Here is a 20,169-nt window from a genome sequence, read left to right as displayed (position 1 = left end):
TTGAAGTTTGCAATTTCCTAAAACTAAGACAACTATAAATCTATTTGGTCGTTTTTTGTCCGGAAAGTGTTAGGCAAAGTTATAGTTTAGTCAGTTAAAGTCAAAAAATTATTTATAATGTAAAAGCGATTCAGCCCTTTCACAATAAGGGTAGGAAAGTTGTTGCTCTACCTATTTTGGGGGTTGGTAGAGCAATGTATAACTATACGTAATGATTAAAACTTGAGCGGTTGGTGCTATCTGTCTATTTTTACAGCACTTTGTTCATCAAGAAGTTTCCTTGTTGATGTACTTATTAATGTTGATTTTAAATGCAAACTTGGTCGCTAAAGTATGCAGTTCCGGAAGCATTCGATAAATTAAATGCAGCTGTTGTAGAACCATTCTAACAGACCCCTCATCTTCTTCTCGCCATTCACTCAAGCGCTTATCAAGTTCAGGATCATAGGTATTTTTGATTTCACATTGCTCATGGTAGGAATAGAGCTGGTCATTCAGAGCGTCGAGGTGATCATGTATGACACGATGTGCATCCAACACAAGTTTATGTGTGGATTCGTCATCAATACGAGTTCTATGAGCACCTAATGCAGAAATGTAGCTCAACAGAGCGTGATTGAGGGTCAGAAATCGAAAGCTATCGTCTTCAGAAGTACGATATTTATCAGGCTCAGCTAGCATACTGCTAATGACCAGAGTTAGATTCGCGTCGTTATTGTGTGCACTGCGACGAGCGATACGATAATTCAAAGTGTCTTTTTTTCCGACGCGGTATTGGCCAATGATTTGGTCTAAGTAATTTTTATTGGAATCGAGAGCATCGGCCATGACCTTGTGCAGTCGTTTTGATTGCCAGTCTGGCAACACGTAGACCACTGCGAGCACGGCTAGGGCACACCCAATAAACGTATCCGCTAGCCTTGGCAGCACCACGGCATAGCCTTCGCCGAGCTGATTAAAGCAGAATAATACCAGTAATGTGATGAAGCTTGTTGCGAAGCCGTAATTGTTGATGCGAAACGCAAAGAACATAACACCACTGATAACAATGAATACTAACTGGCTTTCTTGAGAAGGGAAGAAGGTCAGTAGTGGGACGCCTATCAACAAGCCTGCCACAGTTCCGATCACGCGGGCCGTCAGTTTTTTTCGTGTGGCACTGTAGTTTGGTTGGCACACAAACAGTGTAGTAAGTAAGATCCAATAGCCACGTTCAATATCAAAGCCTTGGATTATGCCATAACCGAGCGTTAGAGTGATTGCCAACCGAATTGCGTGACGAAACAACATGGAATCTTTGTGTAGGTTGGCTCTGATTTTTTGCCACATCGCGGTTAATGTGTGTGGATTCGTATCGTCCAAGACTCCTTCCTCTAACTTTTCGGCGTCTGGATTGCTGATATTCGACAGTTGTTTTTCAACGGTTGCTAGGTTATCGAATAAGTAACCTAATTGGTTTAGCAGTGGTTTCCATTCTGTCTTGTTCTGTTGTTGTAAATGATTGAGTGAAGACATCAGCTCATCAAGTGCCAGTACAGACTTATTGCCATGCTGGTACACAGCCCCAACCTTGAGTGAACTTGCCACTTCTTTGCATGCGGTTGCTTGTGACTCTAGTAGATACTTAAAGCGGAACAACACATCAGATCGTTCGAAATGTTTCGCGAGTTCTTGATAGCGATAGTGGGTGGAACTCACACGTTCATGAATGTCTTGCGCGATAAAATAAGTATTTAAGAATCGGTCACTCGGGCCATCAATGTGTCCACGCTTTGAACGGTTAAGCAACGTCGCTTTACACATGTTGAGTGCATTAACGGTACTGGCATTCAGCTTGGCCTCGATAATGCGGTGTGGCTGAGGGATGAGGTCAGAAACAGGGTAAAATAGCTCTGCTTTAGAGTCCATGTAGGTTCCAATTTGATCAAATACCGTTGCAAGGTTTTGCTGTACCGGTTGCATTGGCCATATAATTTGCCAAATCATAGACATAAAGTAATACCAAGCTGCCCCCGTTAATAGCAGCAGTGGTTGAAACCATAGGTTAGTGCTTTCGTGGGCGCCAAGCATTGCATAGATGGCTATCAACAAAGAGCCAAATGCGATACTTGCGTATTTCGGTCCAATAGCGCCCAGCATAATGAACGAAAATGTTGATGCGAAAAGCCCTAATGCGAACAACCAAGGTGTGTCGAAGAGTAGCTCAATGGAAAAGGCGGCGATTGCAAAACAGATAAACGTAAGAGTGAGCGCCTTTAAGCGGCCCGTAAAGCTGTCGTCACTTTCAGCTAGTGCAGCAGCAATAACCCCTAAAATTAAAGGCGTGATAAGTGTGTTTAGTTCATAATACCAAGCAGGAATAACAACACCCAGTAGAGTGATAAGAATTAACACGCTGTAATTGATGGTTTTATTCGCCCAATAGAGGCGTAATTTGACAGAGAAGTCCACAGTCGCTCACTTAATACACTAAAACCATAATCCTAACAGAAATCAAGCACAAGAATTTGATACTTATCCATAATTGTCCCTAGGTGGTCATGAAAACGTCGATAAGATGTGAGACATTATTAATTCTCTTTGCATCATGATATAAATTCAACATTCCCAATTAAAGAGCACGCTCCAATGCAGCTAAGCGCTAACAAGACTGCACAGTTTTTTATTCAAAATGAATATCATCAAGTTGAACTTGATGGTCCACGCCTATTGCTATCTTCAGTAGGCAGTGAAGAACGTATCCCGTTTACTATTTGGAGTGGCAAGGTCGCGATAAAGCGTGGGTTGTTTTGGGGATCATTGCAGTTCTTTGCGAATCAGCAAGATGGCCAACAGCGCAGTTGGCTAGTACAAGGCCTACCTTGGGAGCAGTGTCGTCAATTTGCACGTGTATCGGTTGCCGCGTATCAGAAGTGGCATAATACACAGTGTGAGCAACTTGCTGAACACGTCCCTCAATGGGAATCAGAACTGACACGCCTTGAGCAACTTCCTGCTTTTCTTCCGCACTCAAAAGTTAACACTTGGGTCGACATGGTTAAATCGGATTTACAAAGTATGACCATGACGCTAGAGGAAGCCGCTCAACGTATGCCGCACCGCATCGCTCGAATGCAGCCATGGTTGTCTGAAACGGAGAGCAAGCAAGCTGATAGAAACCAGCAATGGATAGAGACAGAAAGAAAAAATTGGGAAGTGCTGTTTGCTCAGTGTGAGTCATCTCCTCTGAACTTGTCGCAGCAATACGCCGTATTAATGAACGATGATCATAACCTGATTCTAGCGGGCGCTGGCTCGGGTAAAACCAGTGTTCTAACCGCTCGTGTTGCTTATCTATTGCAAAGCCACCAAGCTCAAGCTGAAGAACTTCTATTGCTTGCATTTGGGCGTGAAGCCGCTGATGAGATGAAACAGCGACTCGCCAGCAAGATTGGATTATCAGCGGAGAAGGTGCAAGTTAGTACTTTCCACCAATTAGGTTTAAAGATCCTAAATGAAGTTGAAACTGAACGTGTCGTTATTTCTCCGCTGGCATTAGACGACAATCAACGCCAAGCATGGTGTATTGATTGGTTGAAAAAGCACTGGATGACCCCCACTAACTTCAAGCGTTGGCAAAAGCACCTGTCTAAATGGCCAATTGCTTATCTTACTGGTGATGATGAGCTTGGCAGTCACGTATCTAATCTTAAATTGATTGCTTGGTTAGAAAAACAACTTGAGCAGCTTAACGCGTCGGGCTTATCGAAGAAAGAAGTACAGCAACAGCTCATCGACCACCGAGATTATACGCGCTTAAATAGTGAACTCTCATTGTGTTGGCCATGTGTTACCGCGTGGCAGAAAGCACTAAAAGAAGAGAATCATATCGATTTCTCGACCATGATCAGCCGTGCGACTCAATACGTCGAAAAGGGTAAGTTTATCTCGCCTTGGAAGTTCATCATGATCGATGAATACCAAGATATCTCACCCGATCGTCTTGCTTTGGTTGAAGCGCTGTGTAATCAGTCGAAAGCTCAACACCAAGCGTCTATTTTTGCTGTGGGCGATGACTGGCAGTCGATTTACCAGTTTGCGGGGGCCGATGTCGATTTAACAACGGGCTTTAAGGATCGCTTTGAAAGCTCGACTATTCATCACCTAGATACCACTTACCGATTTAACAATCAGCTCGGTGCGGTTGCCAATCGCTTTGTACAAGAAAATCCGATTCAATTGCCGAAAGAATTGAATAGCTTTAAGCAACAGAAGCAGAAAGCGGTGTACAGCGCGCCAAGTAAAGAAGTTGAGAAGATCCTTGACCAATTGAACCGTCAATCTAAAGGTAAAACCAAAAAATCAGTGATGCTGCTTGGTCGTAACCACTATCACAAACCAGAGTTGTTAGATGATTGGAAAAAGATCTATACCTCGATCGATCTTCACTTTATGACCTGTCATGCGAGTAAGGGTAAAGAAGCAGACTTCGTGATTATTCTTTGTGTTGATGAAGGGCAGTTTCCGGCGAAAAAGAAACAACTGCATATTGATGGCGCGTTGACTGAGTCATCCGATGTGTTTCCTTATGCCGAAGAGAGACGCCTATTTTACGTGGCAATGACACGGGCTAAAGAGAAGGTATGGATTACGCATAGCGGTGATGGTTCTGGCTTCGTGCAAGAGCTTCACGGTTCTGATTACCCTGTGATACGCAAAAAGTAATATGCCCTGTCGTTATCGTCTAAAATTAGATCTCAAAACCTGAATATAGAAGGATGCGATATGGAACATGGATCGATCAACTACATTGAATTTGCTGCACGAGATATGGCCGAAACTAAGGCATTTTTCAGTGCTGTGTTTGGCTGGAGTTTTGAAGATTATGGCCCAGAGTATTCTGCTTTCGAAGGTAAAGGTTTAATGGGTGGCTTCTATTTGGCAAATCTGGCTTCTGATGCTGAAAGTGGCGCGGCTCTGATGGTTTTTTATAGCCAAGATCTCGAGCAAACTGAGCGTGACGTGATTCATGCTGGCGGGCAGATAAACCGTGAGATTTTTAGCTTTCCTGGCGGACGTCGTTTCCATTTTAAAGAACCGAGTGGTAACGAAATGGCAGTGTGGAGTGACCAATAGTCAGCTCCATATCCTAAATTTCGGACAAAGATAAAGCCCGCAATTTTAAGCAGGCTTTCTTGTATTTGATTTCCTATTCGCTGGTATAGCAAGCAGCTAACTCAACAAACAAACTCAGTATCAAGTACGCTCAGCGAGATACGCTTCGTAATCTGGGATCTCAATGATCACTTCTTCTTCAAGCAATGAAGAATTAAATAGGAAGTTAGCGGTAGCACGGTTGGTTGCAACAGGAATGTTCCATACACTTGCAATACGAAGTAGTGCTTTCACATCTGGATCGTGTGGTACTGCATTGAGTGGATCCCAGAAGAAAATCAGCATATCGATCTTTCCTTCTGAAATAAGCGCACCAAGCTGTTGGTCGCCGCCCATTGGGCCGCTGATCATACTTTTGATTGCTAGGCCTGTTTCTTTGCTGAGTAGAGAACCCGTAGTACCCGTCGCATATAGAAAATGGCTTTGCAGCTTTTCTTTGTTTTCCTTAACCCATCTTAGTAGCTCTGGTTTGAAGTGGTCATGAGCAACCAAAGCGATATTCTTATGCGTTGGCATAGTACGTGTTGTTTTTTGCATGAATGTTCCCTAATTATTGTTCGTATTTTTATTGTTATTGAGTGCTTAACTCAATATAACACTATGGATTCACACTGAATACTGGTCGAAACTCAGAAGGTGACAATGAATCGGCAATAATTTGATCTTTTAATGTGGCAGGAGTGAGGGCTTCAATAACTGGGGCACTGTGTTTCTCATAAGGTTGCCCTCTCAAGTAATTAATGGCTTGCTTGAGTGACAAGCGACCTTGTTCGACCATTTTATCCGTAGGTGCAAAAAGGACTTTATTGCGCAGTAAACCGCGGTAGATACCGTGACTTAAATAGCTCGAAATCAAACCTATTTCATTTGTTTTTCCTGCTGCTCTGAGCTCACTGATCGCCGCTTCGATAGCAACCGCGCTTCCGACAATATATTGAATATTAGGCTGCTCAATGACTTGCTGGACAAGGTTTCGTTGTAGTTCTTTATCGTTATCAGCCCAATAGCTGATCGCGATTTCGACATCGCTCGACTTGATCGCATCATAAAAGCCGAGAGCAACCGGCTTGGTGCCTCCGCTAGATTGAGGGCCAAGTAACAGGGCGATGGGGGTTTTGCCAGAACCTTTAGGATGTGACTTCGCTAAATACTCCCCAACTTGAAAGCCCATCTGATACCAATCAACGCCCACTGTACCTTTCAAAATCTTCTGTTGAATTTTATTGACGGTAAGCTCATTTACCGTCGCAAAAACGGGCGTTGAGCCGACCCAATCGGTCAGGTTATCGTGGTAAGCGTCAGGTGAAACCGTTCCTAAAATTATGGCGTCGGCCCCCCATTGAGTGCAAAGCACCAGTTGTGAAGCTTGTTTAGTTACGTTGGGGTAACCGCCTGCTTCCAAAACTTTTAGCTCGACTTGCTGTTTTTCTGCTTCCGAGACCATACCGTAGTTAACGGACAGCCAATAAGAGTCTTTCAGGTGCGGATAAATGGCACAAACTTTCTCTTTTTTGGTTGCAGCGGTAGCCGATTCTATCGGGCTTGGAAGCTTGCTAGCACTAGTGTTACTGCTCATTACAGCAAACAAAGCTAGGAGAAGTTTTGAAGCGAAAGGTTTAAATAGCATGGATTGCCGTTTTATTGGTCTTAGATAAGAAACACTGCAAAATATAGCGTATTCTGCAGGGGTAGAGAAGAACGTTTTAAGGTTTAGATTTTATGTTATTAGCTTCAGCAAGTATTGGACGCAAGCTACTAGCCTCATTTTTAGTGATGGCGATGCTCGTTCTTTTGTCTGCATTGATCGGTGTTTCTGGATTTAGCTTTGTAGCAAAAACAGAGAGAAACGTCGTTGATTCGGCACTGCCTGCGATGATCGAAGCTCGTCAGGTTTCCGGATTGAGTAATCGCATCATTTCGTCTGTACAAACACTTTCCAACGCAAGAAATGAAGCAGAGAGAAAAAAAGCCGGCACTGTTTTGTTCGATCAGCTCGAAGCGCTATTACAACATATCAAAGAACTAGGGGTTGACAGTTTTGACTCCCAGCTGCTTGATGAACTTGAAAACAATGTTCAAAGTGTTATCAATACATTGGCTGAGCTTGGTGTCTCTGTAAAGCGTAAGCTTTGGCTCGCCAAAGAACTGTCGTCTCGTGTTGAAGAGATGCGTTTACTCGCTGAAGAGCTTGAGCAATTGACTCGTACTCAAGTTTTAAATACGGCCACGATTGCTGTAGCTAATGTCACACACATCTACGATCTGCTAGAAACCGAAGAGACAGATAAAGCCTACCAAGCACTTGATGCACTGGTTGAGGTTGATCTCGATTTATCTGAACGGTTGCATGAGTTGCACCTGCTAGCCTTTAAAATGCTTAATCAAATTGAAGAAACTCAAACCGTTACCAATATCGAGCGTATTCACCAGATAAAAGCTGAATTCGAATCTAATCTGAGAGTTATGGCACGCCGTGTTAAAGCGGTAGAGGATCCTACTCGTTCTGCGCAGATGGCCCAACTATTGGATGAACTGCAGCGACGACAAGTGGTGTTTGATATCGCTCTAGAGAGGTATGAGAACAACAAACAATCCGAACTCTTAATGCAGAATACTTTGCAGTTATTTGCTCAATTAAATACCACCGTCAATCAACTTATTGATGATTCAAATCGGAGTACAAAGAAAGCGGTCGATGAACTGACATCCACTCTGAGTTTGGCTCAATGGTCGCTCTCGGTTATCTCCATAATAGGTCTGGTTATCGTGGTTTTCATTGTGTGGCGTGTTGTTTATATTTCAGTAGTTAAACGTCTTACCGAGTATTCCTCTGCATTAATGTCGATCGCACAAGGGCGTTTAAACATTGATATCTCGGTAAAAGGTAATGATGAACTCGCTCATATGGGGGAAGCCATTATTACCGCCAGAAATACGGCTCAAGCGTTGCAAGTGGTTGCTGTGGGCGAAGCCAAAGCGAAACGAGAACTTGAAGAGCACAAAGAGCATCTTGAAGAGTTAATCACTGAACGCACATATCAATTGCAACAAACTAACGAAAAACTGAATGTCGAAGTAAGTAACCACGCCAAAGCTCGTCACGCTGCTGAGCAAGCGAGCCGTGCAAAGTCAGTTTTCCTCGCGACCATGAGTCACGAAATCAGAACACCAATGAATGGGGTGTTAGGTACAGCGAGATTGCTTAAAGACACTGGCCTAAATCCTTTACAGTCTGGTTATGCTGATATCATCAACCGCAGTGGTAAGAACCTGTTAGCGATTTTAAACGATGTACTTGATTATTCGAAAATTGAAGCGGGTCATCTAGAGATTCGAGTTGCTTCCTTCGACCTCCATCAGATGGTTCAAGATACTTATCAGTTGATGGAAGGGAGAGCCGGTGAGAAGAAACTCGAATTTAACTACCATATTGAGAGTGGTGTTCAACGTTATTGGCGTGGTGATGTTACTCGAATGAGTCAGGTATTGAATAACTTGGTTGGTAATGCCATCAAGTTTACAAACACAGGTACCGTGGATATTTTTATCAGTCTAGATGTAGAAGATGAAAACCGGGTGATGTTTGAGGTGTCGGATACAGGGACCGGAATTCGAGCAAGCGAACAGAAGTATTTGTTTGATGCGTTTAGCCAAACGGATAGTGGGCGTAATAAAACGGGTGGTACGGGTTTAGGTTTAGCAATTAGTAAAAGCATTGTGTTAGCGATGAACGGCGACATTGGTGTTCATTCCGAAGAGGGTGAGGGCTGCCAATTTTGGTTCTCTGTTCCGCTTCAAATGGGTGAAGAAGTCGAAGCAAAAGTCACGGCAGTTGAAGCCTGTATTCGTGCCAAAGTACTCTTGGTCGAAGATAATCCGGTGAACTGCATTGTTGCAGAAGGTTTCTTACACAACCTTGGTCATGAAGTCGTTATTGCGACGACAGGCAAAGAAGCCCTATCTATCTTTTCCGAACAAGCATTTGATATTGCATTGGTTGATATTAATTTACCGGACTGCGACGGCGTAGCGTTAATACAGCAGTTAAAAGCCATCTATGATGAGCAGTTATCTCATTCACTGTATGCGAATATTGGGCATACCCCGTCGATGATTGCTGTTTCTGCTCACGTTTTCAATGAAGAAGTGGAAAGTTACTTGGCATCGGGTTTTGATGGCTTCTTACCTAAGCCTTTGGAAAAAGAAGAGCTTTCACAACTGATTGTCGATCAACTTGACGGCAAATCTTTGTTGCTTCCGCAACCCGATCCTGGTGACACAATGTGTAAAGATACTAACAGGCTGAACAACCCCGACGGACAATCCCAAAAGCATGGTCTTCGTTCACCTCAGATAGCCAGCATGATATCTGATTTAACCACCGAAACGAATTCTCAAGTTCCAGAGATAGGAGGTGCGTCAGTGGAGCTTATTAATAGCAAAGTAATAGAAGGTGACTTGTCTATTTTAGGTTTGGAAAAGATGAAGCAGATCGTTACGTTATTTGAAGAGAGTAGCCAGCAGATCTTGCGTGAGTTTGTTCAAGCAAGTGACGCTAGTAACGGGCAAGAAGTAAAATCACTTGCTCATAAGTTAAAAGGTTCTGCAGGTAGCTTGGGCTTATCCGCGCTATTGCATTTATGTCAGAGCATTGAAGCGAGTGACGATCCATTGCAGCAATACCGAGAGAGCAGTGAGTCTTTGGCTAAATTGGCGAAAGACTCTCTACTGGCGCTCAAGCTTCATGTTTGATTTAACGCTTGAGTCGTTAATCGTGAGTCGCTAAAAATGACAAGAAAGTCCTTTGAAAGACGGTTCGTCGCTTATTAACGGCTTTAAAGCACCGCTGAGAAAAAAATATTAAAGTTCAAATGAGGGCGGATGTACATTCGCGTAATCAGCCCTTGGATATCGATTATCTATTTTCGAAACGGTTGTAATCGAGGAGACCGAACTCAATAGGCTGATCTTTTTGATACCAACGATGCACACGGTCACTGAACGGCCAAAACTCCGGAGAGCTGCGTCGTACTGCAAACTTATCAAGTAACGCTACGTAGTCTTCTTCTGTGGTCAAGTTTTGTAGTGTTTTAACCAAGTTCGGAATCTCGTTCTCTGTTAATGATAGGTAAGCTTCGGGGTAGCTGCCCAACACACCACGGACGAGCGTTAAGTCATCATTGGCGTAATCACGGTTACTTTCTTCATCAAAAAGGCTCGAAATGTTGCTGTGAGCGTTGTTATGAATCATGGTGAACAGCTGCTCCTCGCCGTTTTTGCCTTCAATCATAATCATCACTAGTTGCGGTACATGACGTAAGCCTTCGCCCCGAATCAAACTCACTTGATTAAGCAGAGCCTCGTTTTTCTTACCAAACCCAGTCTCAACAATATCAAATCGATTATCGAGTACAGGTGCCAGTTTATCTTTGAGCATGTGCAGCAGTTCACGCTTCGGATCGTCGGTTTTGTAAATCACGCTGGTTGGCTGCTCAAAAGGAGCAATATTACGCTGCAAAAAGTCACTTAATTGTACACTTTGATTTTGGTACCAGCTTGAATGTTCTATATGTCGGAAGTCTTTAGGCAGAAGGGTTAAGAAGTTGCTCTCACCCTCAAGGCGTAAGAAATCCATAAACATACGAGTAATCAGTTGGTGGCCAAAGTTACCATACACATCAAAGCCTGCTACAAGAAGGTAGTGAATTCGTTCTAAAAGAGCATAGTCAAGAACCCATGCCGTTTTCGGTTGAGGGCCAACCAAGCCTTGGACAACAGAGGCGCTATCAAAGTGTCTAAAGATGGTTAGAGCGGCATTGCGGTTAATGCCATTACCGTCCCATATGATGCCAGTATCGAGGTTGACGCCACTTGCAAACCATTGGTTAGTGAAATCGGATTTAGCATTGAGGTATCGTGCTTGTTGCTTTGAATAGCGTACCCAATTAGTCGCTGGGACGGTATTGCTTTTTAATTCGCTCGGTAGCTTTAAGTTTTTCTTTTGACTGGCATAGAAGGCGTTGATTTCCGGTAAATCGGCTTTATCTGGGTCAATGAAGAATACCCAAAAACGGTCGTTAATGACATTCAGTGCGAGCTGACCGCGGCACACCGGTCCTTTGATAAAGGCCATGATGGTGTTTTGTGCGTTATCCAACATGAAGTGGAAACGTGAGTTTACCGGTATCGCTTCGAAAGAAGTCATAGGGTTGGCTGCCACATCTATGTCATAGCTAGGAAGTTGTTTGACTTGGTAATTAGCGTCTACAAACCACGTATTCCATTTTTGTAGGCGCTCTTTATTTAGCGCGAATGGCATGTGCGTCTTGTCAACAATCGTGCCTTGCTCTGGAATTAATCGGTAGTAGACCCGGGCGACTTTTGGATCGTCGTAAGGGCGACGAGTCGTAATGCGCTGGACTGCTTCGCCTGGTGGTGTTGCGGAACGAACGATTGAGAAGAAACGTGTTGGTTGCCCTAAATCAGAAAAATAGACGTGCGATAAAAACAGATGCTCGTAGATGTAACGTGCGGAGACCTGGCTCTTGTTCGAGCTTTTATTCAGGAAGCTTTCATAGACGTTAACAAGCCTTTTCTCGGCATCGTTTAGAGGAATATGCTCGTTCATCAATGCCCCGTTTTCTAACCAGCTCATTAATGTCGCATACTCCGTCTTGTCGAGGTTTGGCATGCCATAAGGCATCCCCCAAGTCGGGTAGTCTTTTTCATATTGAGCATACTCTTCGATGGTTGGACACCGTTGGTCACGATTGGTTGAAAAGTCGAAACCTTCCAATTGCTTTTGGTCTGGAAGCGGATGGTTCTCTTTTTGAATCAGCATTCGAGATATAAGACCAGCATCTAGGTTAGCCGTTGAATTCTGCATACGTTCGTTAAGCACCGGGTGGAAATCAGCATCACGCCACTCTTGTGTGGTTAACGCGTCTTCAAACAAACGAGTTGGGGCTGAGGCGGTTAAGCGAGTACCTTGGTAGACAAGTGCCTTACTTGCGCCACGATCGATACCTTCCACCGAAGACATTTTGAGTTGGCAAGGTGCGTCGTAGCACGCATGACACACCACACATCGGTTATTAATGATGGGCTTTACTTCGTCAATGAAGTGCTGTGCTTGAGCAGAAAGAATAGGAGCTTGGCGATTACGTACTTGCTGTTCACCAAATAGCTCATCGAAGTTTAAACCCGCGTACACGGCACAACCTGAGAAGACGCTTACAAAAGCTAAAATGAAGATTTTTTTCAAATTCATAGGTATTTAAATATTAGGAATTTTTCCAATTATATCGAAAAGGCTTATGTTCTAACAATGTTATGGACAAAGTGGTTAATAGGGTTAATCAGTAGGGGATAGATGAGGAACCGGGTTCGATTGTCGTTTGATACAAAAAGAGCCTAACCTTCCGGTTAAGCTCTTCAGTAACAAATTCAATCTTTTCTGACGATTAAGCTTGAGATGCTTTTAGTTCAGAAACTTTAGCTTCAGAGATTGGCTTAGTGATGATTGCTAGAACAATACACACGGCCATCATAGCAGCAGAGATTGTGTAAGCTAGGCCGTAACCTTCGCCATTTGTCATTGAGTAACCAACAACCGCTGCGCCGATAGCGCCGCCGATACCCCATGCCGTGTAAAGCACGCCGTAGTTAGTACCGTAGTTTTTCAGGCCGTAGAACTCAGCAGTAAGTGTTGGGAATACTGCTAGAAGCGTACCGTAACCAACAGCTGCGATAGCCGTACCAATGATTAGCGTGAATTCAGAGTTGAACGTAGCGAATAGAGCCATGTTCGCGCCTTGAAGGATGAACGCTAGAAGTAGAGTACGTACGCCACCGATTTTATCTGCAAGCATACCCGCAGCAACGCGGCCGCCTGAGTTGAATACAGCAAGGATAGACGCTAAGTAAACGGCGTTTGGTAGGTTCGCTTGAACGCTAGCAATCGTAGTGATGTTACCGATGATCATAAGACCAACAGAAGCAGCAAATGCGTACATGATCCATAGAGAGTAGAACTGAGGAGTCTTCAGCATTACTTTCCACGTTAGGTCTTCAGTCTTCTTAACCGATTTAGGAGCTTGGCCTGCTTTTACTTTAGGCTCAGCTGGCGTGTAATCCGCAGGTGGGTTGTTGATCGTTGCTGCTAGAGGTACTGCAATTGCAAGTACACCAACACCAAGAATCATAAAGCTTGTTTGGATACCCATGCTGTTGATTAGCGCAGAAGTTACTGGCGCTAGGTAAATAGCAGCAAGTCCGAAGCCCGCTGCGATTAGGCCGTTAACCATCCCTTTCTTAGAAGAGTGGAACCACTTCATTGCAGATGGAGAAAGACAAGCGTAACCGAAGCCGATACCAGCACCTGTCATCACACCAAACGTTAGGTTTAGCATCATAGGCGTTGTAGCAAAACCAGAAGCAATCATGCCCAGGCCTGTAAGCGCTGTACCTAGAATAAGGATCTTACGTGGCCCCATGCGGTCTTGTAGGATGCCTGCAATAAGAAGACAAACAGAGAATGTGATAGTTGCAATAGCGTAAGGTGAAGACGCTTCAGCAGCACTCCAACCAGCTTCAGTCACTAGCGCCTTGTTAAATACACTCCAAGCATACAGGATGCCAAGACAAAGGTTGATACAGAAGCCTGCTAGCAGGATACGTGTTGCTTTATCAATCTTGCTCATTTTTATTCTCAGTTTTGTCATCAATCATGTGGAGAGTCACTTAACTAACGACGGGTTATTGTGGTTATTTCTTCAAAATTAGTTTGCGTTTTTCAACAGGTGACGCAAAAGAGCGCGGATTATAACCAATAAAAATGTGATTGGAATCTATTTTTCTGTTTTTGGTCAATTAAGATTTCTTTGTTAACAGGGTGTTTTTTGTTGGTTTTTAAATTGTTTTCAACACCTTTCTATTTTGTTTTTTTTAGCGCCGTCATCTTATTATTTTTGGGATTATTGAGTCATGGTTTCTGAGTAGCCGTGTATTTCGTGCGGATATCACAGATTTTCGAATTATTTTAAATTTTTTATAAAGTTAATATTGTGTAACAAAATAAATCAAAATAGCGCTTTGTTCATATGAGACAAGGGGTAACGGAATCCAATTAAATACAAATTGTTAAACACTTGTTAAAGGTGGTTGTGGTGTGTACTTTTGCTTACATTTTGTTCGATTTAAGGGGTTGTGTTGTCGAGAGAAAGTGAGAAAATAACACACAAACAAAGATTCCAAATTTGAAAGGATGCGTTTCCAACTTATGGCGAGGCGAATATTATGAAACTGTTTTTAATTCTATTGATGTCAATTTCTGGTGGTTTGGCTGCAGCTGACCATATTCACTCTTTCTTGTTTGGCTTTTATATTGCTGCATTAGCGGTGGGTAGTTGCTATTGGCTTGCATTTCGCAGCACGCGTTTCCCGCAGTTAGCTCTAGTGCTATTAATGTGTGGCTTCTTCGCGAAAATCGCTGTGACGGTTATCGGTGTTTCTTGGGGTATCTCGAATGACATCATTCAATCGCCGTTCATTTTCTCATTGTCATACCTATTCTTCTTAGTGGTTGTGTCTTACGTTTGGTTTGCATACCGCGATAAGTTGACGCTAAAAAAACGCGCTAAGCAGATAGAAGAGTCTCGTAAGCAAGCGGCAGCATAATTCTATTTGATTCTTAAAAAGCTTTCTTCGGAAGGCTTTTTTGATCTTGCCTCGCTGAATTTGTAGGGCAGATAAAAGAAACCCCAGTATGGCGACAGACTGGGGTTTCTTGTTATTCGAGCGACTCGTTTTTACAAGGAAGGAAGCGCTTACTTCTTCATCAACTTCGCTAGATCGGCGAAAGGGTTATGTGTCGCTGATTGGTGGTCATCTAAACGGGCTTTGGCATCAACGCCGTAACGGTCATGATCTGTGTACTTTGAGTGTTCATGATCGTGGCAATAAAGACAAAGAAGCTCCCAGTTACTGCCGTCTTCAGGGTTGTTTGTATGGTCGTGATCGACGTGGTGAACGGTCAGCTCTCTCAAGTTCGAGTAAACGAATTCTCGTGCACATTTACCACAAACCCATGGGTACAGTTTTAGTGCTTTTTCGCGGTAGCCTTTCTCTTGGCGAGCGTACGCTGCACTCGAGCCGGTGTAATCAGAAGACATTGCCAAATCCTTATCAATTGTAATCTCCCGATTTTATCACAGCTTTCTTGAACGGGTAGGACTGTCGTTGCTAAATGATGCTCTAGATTGACCAACATTAAATGAGGTTCGAAACAAGATTCGAATAGGTGCTTACCTTTTACATGAATCCTCTCGGTAAACGGGTTATGTCTTTCTGGAATAAGCCATGCTTAACAGTTTGAAAATAAATCGTATTCAGGGGTTTTAACCAAGGACATGTGACCTAATATCAGTTTATGAGACCCTATATTAATAAGGAAATATCATGTCACAACAATACACACCGCCAAAAGTTTGGGTTAACGATACTGCTGGTGGTAATAAGTGGGCAAACATTAACAGCCCTGAATCTGGCGCTCGATTTGATAAAGAGCTTCCTGTTGGTGACCATGCTTTGCAACTGTATTCTCTTGGCACACCTAACGGTCAGAAAGTGACTATCATGCTAGAAGAGCTGTTGGCGGCGGGTGTTAAAGAAGCTGAATATGATGCGTACTTGATCAATATTGGTGAGTCGGATCAATTCTCATCTGGCTTTGTTGGTGTCAACCCAAACTCTAAAATACCAGCGCTTGTCGACAAGTCTGGCGATGAAGATGTCAATGTCTTTGAATCGGCATCTATCTTGATGCATCTGGCTGAAAAATTTGGTCACTTCTTACCGAAAGAAGGGGCGGCAAGAACGCAAACCATTAACTGGTTATTCTGGGCACAAGGCTCGGCACCTTTCCTTGGTGGTGGTTTTGGTCACTTCTACGCTTACGCGGATGAAAAGCAAGAGTACCCAATTAACCGTTTTGCGATGGAAGCGAAGCGCCAGCTAGACGTGTTAGACAAACAGTTAGCAAATAACACTTTTGTTGCGGGCGAAGAGCTGACTATTGCAGATATCGCGATTTGGCCTTGGTACGGCAACTTAGTGCTTGGCAAAATTTATGACGCAGCAGAGTTCTTACAAGTGGAGTCTTACACCAATGTTGTTCGTTGGGCGAAGCAACTTGAAGCTCGTGAAGGTTTTCAGCGCGGCCGAGTGGTTAACCGTTCATTTGGCGAAGAGTGGGAGCAAGTACCAGAGCGCCATTCTGCTGAAGATATTGATCGTGTGTTAAAGCTACGCCCGTAGTGACTTTAAAGAGATAATCTATCTCATATAATGAGAGTTTGTTTTAACTGCTAATGTTAACGCAAACTCTAGTATCTAAATTTCATCTCATACCTTCGTTTCTTTCTGCACCAGTCTTCCGAACAAAAGCGTTACCACGTGCTTCCAAATTTTTAATTCGTACTACTTATTACAGAATGTTATTTAAAGTATTGATTATTAACCCTCTTTTTCTTTTTCTATTCGGCGCACCAACTCTCTATTAGTTGGTTTTTTCATATTTTTTTACATTTTACTGGTTAATTTATTATTGGTACGTTATAACATAACAATTGTTAATTGACCGATGTACTTTAAAAAGGAAGAAGTTGTGAATAAAAAATTGGTTTCTCTAGCGGTTGGAAGCTTGCTCGTTTCCTCTGCTTTTGCTGACACATTGTCGAACCCTCAAATTGGCGTGGTTCTTGACGGTTATTATCAAGATGGACAGAGAAACAACTCGGAACGAGCGGAAGGGTTCGGTCTTGGTCATACAGAACTGAACATGTCGGCAAATATTGACGATAAGTTTTACGGTTCTTTAACCACAGTAATTGAAAGTCATGATGATGAGACAGAGTTACTGATCGAAGAGGCGTTCATTGAAACATTGACCATGCCTTACGGTTTAAGTATTCGAGGCGGTCGCTTCCTATCCGACTTTGGTTACATGAATAACCAACACATGCATACCGATAGTTTCGTTGAGCGTCCTGCTGTTTACCGTACATTCTTAGGTTCCCATTATTACGATGATGGTGTTCGTGCGAACATCGTGCTTCCTACCGATCTGTATGTAAAGTTTGGTGTTGAAGCCCTAAGTGGCAGCAAGATATCTTCCGTTGATGATGGATCTGACGTGGGTGTTTACACTACAACTCTTAAGCTGGGTGACGACTTTTCAGAATCTTCAAGCTGGCAGTTTGGTCTGAGCTATTTACGTAACGAAAACGGAAAAGTGCGTGAATTTGAAGATCACGATCATGATCACGGGCATGACCATGATCATAGTCACGGCGCAGCGGTAACAGGTTCAAACTTATATGGTGCGGACTTTGTTTGGAAATGGGCGCCAAGTGGTAACTACAAATACCAAAATTTCACGCTTGCAGCTGAGTATATGCTGTTAGATGGCATTGTCGATGACAAATACAAAAATGACGCGGAATCACCAGATACACTAGCTGGTTACTATGTATCGGGTGTCTACCGATTCAACCCTAGTTGGTCAGCAGGTCTGCGTTACGGTGAAGCGGAAAGCTACGATGGTCATGCACACGGAGACCACATGCACTTTACTGCAATGAACGACAAAGAAGCGGACGTAATGCTTGCTTGGGACTCGTCTCATTTTGGCACAGTTAGAGCACAATACTCTCGCGTTGAAAATAAAAGCAAAGAGACTGATGATGTCTTCACTTTGCAGTACGTAATGACCTTTGGAGCACATGGTGCTCATGCTTTCTAGGAATTTACTCCTAACAATGGCAACAGGTGTTGCCGTTGTATCCTCATCAATAATGGTATCTTCGCCTGCGATGGCGTTGAACATATTCGTCTGTGAGCCAGAGTGGAAGGCATTGATACATAGCCACGCACCTGATGCTAATATCTACTCGGCCACCACCGCGAAGCAAGATCCTCACTATGTTCAGGCAAGGCCATCACTTATTGCCAAAATTCGTCAAGCTGATTTAGCGATGTGTTCAGGGTCTGAATTAGAAGTAGGCTGGTTGCCAATGTTGCAGGTACGTAGTGGTAACCCTGCAGTTCAAGATAGCGCACCAACCATGTTATACGCGAGCGATATGGTTGATATGCTTGATACCCATGACCACGTAGATCGAAGCATGGGCGATATCCACGCTCATGGAAACCCACATGTCCAGTTTGCTGCTGAGTATATGATCCCTATCTCAAGAGAAGTCACCAAGCGATTACAATGGGTTGATCCTGAAAATGCACATATTTACATGCGAAATGGCATGAAGTTTCGTGCCAGCTGGCGTAATAAATTGGCTGAGTGGGAAACTAAAGCTGAGCCGTTACAAGGTAAAAAAGTGGTCGGTTATCATGCTACATATCGTTACCTCTTTGACTGGTTAAATATGGCGCAAATTGCTGACTTAGAACCTAAACCGGGAATATCACCGACTACGTCACATTTACAGTCATTGACCAAGTTGGATCCTGCTTCGTTTGATGCGATTGTGTATTCCTCACATCAAGACCAACGTCCTGCTAATTGGCTTAACCAGCAAATCAATAAGCCTACGTTACAGCTACCATTGACGGTTGCAGAAGGTCAGAGCTTAGATGAGATGTACGATCAAGTGATTGATGAGTTGTTGGATACCTTGGTCGATTCAGATACGTCTGAGAGCTCGTGATGTTGATGGAATATAGCTGGCTGGCACCTGCGGTATTGTGTGGATTAATTGCATTAGTCGGCAACATTGTGCTTGGGGAGCAAGTCCTCAAGCGCCAGATCATCTTTATTGATCTTGCTGTTGCACAAGTGGCTGCTCTTGGTGCTGCTTTGAGTCAGTATTGGTTTAGCCAACATACGCTGCTTCGCGGCTCTTGGTTTGCAGAGATGATTGGCCCGTGGGTCATGTCATTATTGCTGTGCGGATTAATTGCGTTAATGGAAAAGCGTTACAAACAACACCTAGAACCAATGATAGGAAGTTTGTTTGTGGTGTCTGCTTCGTTGGCTATTTTATTGGTCAGCAAAGATCCTCATGGCGCCGATTTTATTCAAGGCATTCTTAACGGGCAGCTGTTGTGGTCTACCTGGGATGATGTCTGGCCATTGGCAATAATCACGACCGCGATGTTGGTGTTGATTAGCGTAAAGCCTGAATTTATGCAGGGAAGTGGCTTTTATCTTATTTTCGCTATTTTGATGCCGATCACCGTAAAGCTGACTGGGATATATTTGGAGTTTGCGTTACTGGTGATTCCTGCGTTATGTGCAGCTGCCTATAAAGGCGTTCGCTTCTTTATCGCGAGTATTGGGATTGGCACTGTCGGTATTTTATCGGGCTTAGCGGTGTCGGCTTATTACGATTTGCCAAGTGGCGCCAGCATTGTCATCACGCTGTTTTTGGTGGGGCTGATATTCAATAGTGTGTCACAGCTAGTTCGACATCAATGTGCAGTTAGATCGAGCAAGCTTGTTATCTAGGGGAGTTTTAATTTGAAGGTAAGGCATAGAACGTTAAACCTAGGCATGGCCCCTTTATTTTTTAGAATCGATGGCGCGGGCAAATTATATTATCTTTAGCTATTGAAGGCGGTTTAGGTATAAAATCGCGATATCATAATTCTAAAGGATGGTGCCATGTACCACGGTCACGTTTATTTCCCTCTGCGATTTGCAGAGCAAGCTGAGACACTACGTCAGAAAATTATTACAGAGCGTAAGGATGTATTAGAGGTTTATCCATTGATACAGCGCTTGGTAGGCCCACATAAAATGCCAATGTTTGAGGTCCATTTTGTTAATAAAGAATCTGGATTTGTTGAGTGGCTTGAGCAAGCACGAGGAGATATGTCAGTGCTGATTCACCCAGTAACGGGGGGCGAAGAGACCTTAGATCATACCGTTCGTGCTACGTGGCTTGGTCGCGAGTTAGGTGTGTTTGAAGAAGCGCTAACCAGTTAATTCAATTTTTC

Annotated in this window: 15 protein-coding genes; 9 read left to right on the top strand and 6 right to left on the bottom strand. The window is 43.5% G+C overall.

What is annotated here, in order from left to right; translation table 11 throughout:
* Positions 1 to 267 precede the first annotated feature (267 nt).
* A complete protein-coding gene (gene yccS / locus OCU50_RS16320) occupies positions 268 to 2,451 on the bottom strand; it encodes a YccS family putative transporter (protein ID WP_060469551.1) in 2,184 nt (727 codons plus the stop codon).
* Between the two features lie 177 nt (positions 2,452 to 2,628).
* On the opposite strand from yccS, the gene helD reads away from it, so the two are divergent.
* Both helD and OCU50_RS16310 read left to right on the top strand, forming a co-directional pair.
* Positions 2,629 to 4,704 carry a DNA helicase IV gene (helD, locus tag OCU50_RS16315; RefSeq protein WP_060469552.1) on the top strand — a complete coding sequence of 692 codons (2,076 nt, stop codon included), beginning with the start codon at positions 2,629 to 2,631 and terminating at the stop codon, positions 4,702 to 4,704.
* A 60-nt stretch (positions 4,705 to 4,764) separates the two neighbouring features.
* Positions 4,765 to 5,115: a VOC family protein gene (locus OCU50_RS16310; RefSeq protein WP_060469553.1), complete on the top strand. Its 351-nt coding sequence runs from the start codon at positions 4,765 to 4,767 to the stop codon at positions 5,113 to 5,115.
* Positions 5,116 to 5,235: 120 nt separating this feature from the next.
* Here the strand turns inward: OCU50_RS16310 and OCU50_RS16305 are convergent, their stop codons facing one another.
* Positions 5,236 to 5,691, bottom strand: a complete 456-nt coding sequence (locus OCU50_RS16305; protein WP_060469554.1) for a methylglyoxal synthase — start codon at positions 5,689 to 5,691, stop codon at positions 5,236 to 5,238.
* Between the two features lie 61 nt (positions 5,692 to 5,752).
* Positions 5,753 to 6,781, bottom strand: a complete 1,029-nt coding sequence (gene torT / locus OCU50_RS16300; RefSeq protein ID WP_060469555.1) for a TMAO reductase system periplasmic protein TorT — start codon at positions 6,779 to 6,781, stop codon at positions 5,753 to 5,755.
* A gap of 92 nt (positions 6,782 to 6,873) precedes the next feature.
* Between torT and torS the strand changes: the two genes are divergently transcribed.
* Positions 6,874 to 9,906 (top strand): TMAO reductase system sensor histidine kinase/response regulator TorS, encoded by a 3,033-nt coding sequence (torS, locus tag OCU50_RS16295; RefSeq protein WP_060469556.1) that lies wholly within the window; start codon positions 6,874 to 6,876, stop codon positions 9,904 to 9,906.
* A 163-nt stretch (positions 9,907 to 10,069) separates the two neighbouring features.
* Here torS and OCU50_RS16290 read toward each other — a convergent pair whose 3' ends face one another.
* Positions 10,070 to 12,424, bottom strand: coding sequence for a fatty acid cis/trans isomerase (locus tag OCU50_RS16290; RefSeq protein WP_060469557.1), 2,355 nt, complete (start codon positions 12,422 to 12,424; stop codon positions 10,070 to 10,072).
* Positions 12,425 to 12,617: 193 nt separating this feature from the next.
* Positions 12,618 to 13,856, bottom strand: a complete 1,239-nt coding sequence (locus OCU50_RS16285) for an L-lactate MFS transporter (RefSeq protein ID WP_060469558.1) — start codon at positions 13,854 to 13,856, stop codon at positions 12,618 to 12,620.
* A gap of 595 nt (positions 13,857 to 14,451) precedes the next feature.
* Between OCU50_RS16285 and OCU50_RS16280 the strand changes: the two genes are divergently transcribed.
* The gene (locus OCU50_RS16280) at positions 14,452 to 14,832 is read left to right on the top strand and encodes a hypothetical protein (protein ID WP_060469559.1); all 381 of its coding nucleotides are present in this window, start codon (positions 14,452 to 14,454) and stop codon (positions 14,830 to 14,832) included.
* 149 nt (positions 14,833 to 14,981) lie between these two features.
* Here OCU50_RS16280 and OCU50_RS16275 read toward each other — a convergent pair whose 3' ends face one another.
* A complete protein-coding gene (locus OCU50_RS16275; protein ID WP_004730279.1) occupies positions 14,982 to 15,326 on the bottom strand; it encodes a YajD family HNH nuclease in 345 nt (114 codons plus the stop codon).
* A 286-nt stretch (positions 15,327 to 15,612) separates the two neighbouring features.
* Here OCU50_RS16275 and yghU point away from each other — a divergent pair, with 286 nt between their 5' ends.
* The 5 genes from yghU (at position 15,613) to OCU50_RS16250 (ending at position 20,158) form a co-directional block, all read left to right on the top strand.
* Positions 15,613 to 16,470: a glutathione-dependent disulfide-bond oxidoreductase gene (yghU, locus tag OCU50_RS16270; RefSeq protein WP_060469560.1), complete on the top strand. Its 858-nt coding sequence runs from the start codon at positions 15,613 to 15,615 to the stop codon at positions 16,468 to 16,470.
* A 349-nt stretch (positions 16,471 to 16,819) separates the two neighbouring features.
* The gene (locus tag OCU50_RS16265; RefSeq protein WP_082710380.1) at positions 16,820 to 17,956 is read left to right on the top strand and encodes a hypothetical protein; all 1,137 of its coding nucleotides are present in this window, start codon (positions 16,820 to 16,822) and stop codon (positions 17,954 to 17,956) included.
* Between the two features lie 16 nt (positions 17,957 to 17,972).
* A complete protein-coding gene (locus tag OCU50_RS16260; RefSeq protein ID WP_060469562.1) occupies positions 17,973 to 18,878 on the top strand; it encodes a metal ABC transporter solute-binding protein, Zn/Mn family in 906 nt (301 codons plus the stop codon).
* Between the two features lie 2 nt (positions 18,879 to 18,880).
* Entirely contained in the window at positions 18,881 to 19,678 is a 798-nt protein-coding gene (locus OCU50_RS16255; RefSeq protein WP_060469578.1) for a metal ABC transporter permease, read from the top strand.
* A gap of 156 nt (positions 19,679 to 19,834) precedes the next feature.
* Positions 19,835 to 20,158, top strand: coding sequence for a DOPA 4,5-dioxygenase family protein (locus tag OCU50_RS16250; RefSeq protein WP_017058518.1), 324 nt, complete (start codon positions 19,835 to 19,837; stop codon positions 20,156 to 20,158).
* Positions 20,159 to 20,169: the final 11 nt, after the last annotated feature.

This window comes from Vibrio toranzoniae (assembly GCF_024347655.1).
In the GTDB taxonomy this organism is placed as follows: domain Bacteria; phylum Pseudomonadota; class Gammaproteobacteria; order Enterobacterales; family Vibrionaceae; genus Vibrio; species Vibrio toranzoniae.
This window is presented reverse-complemented; position numbering and strand designations above follow the sequence as displayed.